We start from the raw sequence: 3,196 nt of genomic DNA, 5'->3' as shown, positions 1-3,196 counted from the left end.
GAAGCAAAAATCGCCCCAGAGGTTTCCGCTTAGAAATCCAAACCCCGTACCCCCCCTAATATTTATAGAAATCGTCTATAATCGGTTTTACCCAAAGCGGTTCGGGTATTTACTCGTAGTATCCCATCAGTATATGGTGGGTAAAATTAGAGTCGCAAATTGGTAATCCTTTTCCGTTTCAATATTTTGATATATCTACCTGAGCTAGTCTTAATTAATCCTTATATCTATAAGAATCCATTGCACTAGTTATTTTAATGAAAAAACTAAAAGATCAAAAGAACATGAAAACTAAAAGCTTTAATAATCTCAAAGCAGTATTTGTAAACTGTACCCTGAAGAAATCTCCAAAAAAAAGCCATACAGATAATCTGTTTCAGGTATCTAAATCTATAATGGAGAAGGAAAACGTAACGGTTGAAGAGATTCGCCTGATAGACCACGAAGTAGCGACTGGAGTTCAACCGGATATGAAAGAACACGGCTGGGAAAAAGACGAATGGCCAGAACTTTTTGAAAAAATATTTTCTGCGGACATCTTAATTGTGGGAACTCCAATATGGTTGGGTGAGAAATCATCCATAGCACAAAAACTCATTGAACGTTTATATGCAATGAGTGGAATGACCAATGATAAAGGACAATATCTTTTTTATGGAAAAGTAGGCGGCACCATCATTACCGGTAACGAAGATGGTGTAAAACATTGTGCGATGGGTATTTTATATGCTTTGCAGCACATAGGTTATTCTATCCCACCTCAAGCAGACGCAGGGTGGATTGGAGAGGTTGGCCCAGGGCCCAGTTATGGCGATACAGAATGGAAAGGGAAGAAACTTTCCCCACCTCTGGGTACTGATTCAGATTTTACAAATCGGAATACCACGTTCATGACCTATAACTTGCTTCATTTAGCAGCAACACTTAAAAAGCAAGATGGCTATCCAAGTTATGGAAATTCCAGAGAGGAATGGGATGACGGTACACGATGGGAATTTGAAAACCCGGAATACAGATAAGAATATTTTGATTTTTTATACTGTACTAACCAACTTGGCTTTTGCCGAACGCTCGATGGAAATTGCAATTCCTCAAATGAAACAATTAGGAAATATTATGTCAATTTATAAAAATACCATCTAAATGAAAAATCGATTTTTGAACATTCAAGATCAGTTACAGAAAGTAAGCTCAAAAATGCTATTGATGATGCTAATTCTATGTCAGAATTGACCATCAAAGATGTAAAGACAACATTAGAAGAATACAATGATGTTTATTGGAACCCGACCTACCACCAGATATCAAAACTTATTGATATGACAGCGCGACAAAATCCTATATAATATGTATTACATAAATCGGTTAGAAGATTTAAGATATTTCAAAAACCACCACTATGTTCAGCATTATCATTCCGACCTATAATGAAGCTGACCGGATTGCACAGACCATAAGCGAGATATATGTGGCCAATCGCAATCATGAAACAGAAATTATTGTGGTAGACGGCGGCAGTACCGATGGTACTATAAATATTGCGAATCACTGCGGGGCCGCTGTGGTACAAAGCAAACGCAAAGGCCGTGCAGCTCAAATGAATATGGGCGCATCGGCTGCGAAATACGAAATCCTTTATTTTTTGCACGCCGACAGCATTCCTCCCCATAATTTCACATCAGCGATTTTTAATGCCTGTAACGATGGTGCAAAAAGCGGATGCTTCCGACTGCAGTTTGATTCTGATCACTGGTTCCTGAAAGCCAATGCGTGGTTCACCCGGTTTAATGTGAATGCCATTCGTTTTGGCGACCAAAGCTTGTTTGTTACAAAAGAAATATTTCAAAAAGTGAGCGGTTTTCGTGAAGATTTGCTGATAATGGAAGACCAGGAAATCATCAGCCGCCTGAAAAAGTTCGGAAAATTTGAAGTGATTGATGATTACGTTACCACTTCAGCGCAAAAATACCGAGACAACGGCGTCTATCGGATGCAGGGCATTTTTTTTCTGATTTGGGGTCTCTATTATCTCGGTTATTCGCAGGGCGAATTAATACAGCTTCATCGAAAACTGATTAAAAACCATAAACTATATTATAAATCGCTCTAAAGAAGTAAAAAAGAAAACTTAAACTGACAACAACATGAGTAGTAAAATGTATGATATAATAGTAATCGGTGCCGGTTCGGCAGGGTTAAGCGTTGGTCTGACCATGAATACGCTTGGTTTTAAAGTCTTGATGATTGCAAAAACGGATCACGAAATTGGCGGGGAATGCCTCAATGATGGCTGTGTTCCAAGCAAGGCTTTGATTCATGTTGCAAAAATACTCCGGCAGGCAAAAAAGGCGGAGGCGTTCGGATTGCATCTCACCGGAAAAACAGACCTGAAAAAAGTCATGGACTACGTCACGCAAAGACAGGAAATTATCCGCAAACATGAAAATGCCACGGAGCTGTGCGAACAAGGAATCGATATCGCATTGGGCGAAGCAAAATTCACGGGTAAAAAAGAAGTAACGGTCAATAACATTAAATACAAGGGAAAGAATATCGTCATCGCAACTGGATCAAAATCCCGGAAATTAGATATCCCTGGCGTAAAAGACGTAAACTATTACACCAACAGCACTGTTTTTTCAATTGAACATTTACCTAAAAATCTCTTGTTCATCGGTGGCGGTCCCATCGGAATCGAATTAGCGCAAGCATTTAATAGTCTCGGTTCAAAAGTCACTGTCGTGCAACACGGCAATACAATCTTAGAGCATGATGATCCACAGGTTACTTCGGTTCTTTTACAGCAACTCAGACAGGAGGGAATCGAAATCTTGCTCAACGCCGAAGTGGAGCGTTTCACATCGGCTGAAACGGCCAATCTAAAATTGAAAGATGGGGTAAGCAGAAACGTGAATTTTGATGCTGTTTTTGTCGGCATCGGACGTGAATTGCCTTTAGATGCCCTGCAATTGCAAAATGCGGGAATCGATATTAAAGACGGAAAAATCGTTACCGATAAATACCTGCAGACCACTAACAAAAATGTTTATGTATGCGGTGATGTCGCCGGTGATTTGATGTTTTCCCATGCGGCTGAATTTCATGCGCGGATTCTGGTTAACAACTTTCTTTCCCCATTCAAAAAGAAATTGAGCAACGAGCATATGTCGTGGGTCACATTCACCGATCCTGAAAT

General features: G+C 39.8%; 3 protein-coding genes. All 3 read left to right on the top strand.

Features of this window, described 5'->3' with window-relative positions; all coding sequences use genetic code 11:
• Nucleotides 1–284: 284 nt before the first annotated feature.
• Nucleotides 285–1,019 carry a flavodoxin family protein gene (locus ACEW8S_RS14295; RefSeq protein WP_373518813.1) on the top strand — a complete coding sequence of 245 codons (735 nt, stop codon included), beginning with the start codon at nt 285–287 and terminating at the stop codon, nt 1,017–1,019.
• A 380-nt stretch (nt 1,020–1,399) separates the two neighbouring features.
• Entirely contained in the window at nt 1,400–2,110 is a 711-nt protein-coding gene (locus ACEW8S_RS14290; protein WP_373518812.1) for a TIGR04283 family arsenosugar biosynthesis glycosyltransferase, read from the top strand.
• A gap of 34 nt (nt 2,111–2,144) precedes the next feature.
• The coding region (locus ACEW8S_RS14285; RefSeq protein WP_373518811.1) for an NAD(P)/FAD-dependent oxidoreductase at nt 2,145–3,196 on the top strand (1,052 nt) is incomplete at its 3' end.

This window comes from Pricia sp., assembly GCF_041745955.1.
GTDB lineage: Bacteria > Bacteroidota > Bacteroidia > Flavobacteriales > Flavobacteriaceae > Pricia.
The sequence above is the reverse complement of the archived record's forward strand: the minus strand, read 5'-3'. Positions and strand labels throughout refer to the sequence as shown.

Excerpts from the sequence above, each read along its gene's own strand:
- ACEW8S_RS14295 (WP_373518813.1), top strand. The coding sequence starts at position 285 with ATGAAAACTAAAAGCTTTAATAATCTCAAAGCAGTATTTGTAAACTGT.
- ACEW8S_RS14290 (WP_373518812.1), top strand. The coding sequence starts at position 1,400 with ATGTTCAGCATTATCATTCCGACCTATAATGAAGCTGACCGGATTGCA.